The 606-nt window shown below is 30.0% G+C and carries 1 protein-coding gene; it reads right to left on the bottom strand.

Going from position 1 to position 606, the window contains the following annotated elements; translation table 11 throughout:
• Positions 1-201: 201 nt before the first annotated feature.
• The gene (locus J5067_RS23195; RefSeq protein ID WP_264646124.1) at positions 202-558 is read right to left on the bottom strand and encodes a hypothetical protein; all 357 of its coding nucleotides are present in this window, start codon (positions 556-558) and stop codon (positions 202-204) included.
• Positions 559-606 lie beyond the last annotated feature (48 nt).

The following is a 606-nucleotide window of genomic DNA, read 5'->3' on the forward strand; positions in this document are numbered from 1 at the left end:
TTTTGTTAAAATCCATAGTAAAGACTTTATCCGGCGTGCAATCTTTCACTGTCGCATAAGAGGATACTGAAAACAATAACAATAACAATAACAATAACAATAACAATTGGCTATTATTTGTGCCGAATGCATGTGCTTTATTTTTCATATATACCACACAAAGATTAACGTAAGTTTACCAGCAATAAAAACATGCTGTTTTCATTGTTTATTCATTAATGAAATAAATTTTATTTCATCGGAAGCACTATAGCAAATATCCACTGTTATTCCTGCCAACCAAGATGTTTTAAGAAGATCATATATATAAGAAGAGCTACTGCTTACATTGTAAATGTACAGATGGTTAGATTTTCCACTTATATACACATGGATTTTATCTCCACCTGAAAAAACATAAAGCCCATCAATTATAGCATTTTTATAAAAATTACCTTTAAATGATGACGTACAGTCTGTTTCCTGACCTATTCTAGATTCACCAAGCGGAGCAGTAGTTCCATGAGCATGGAATGTAACTAGAAAAATAAAAAAATACATATAAATTTTTAGTTTCATATCATACACCATCCGTCAAAAAAGTGCTATGAATATAATCTCTATATT

It is taken from the genome of Candidatus Symbiopectobacterium sp. NZEC151 (genome assembly GCF_025962655.1).
GTDB lineage: Bacteria > Pseudomonadota > Gammaproteobacteria > Enterobacterales > Enterobacteriaceae > Symbiopectobacterium.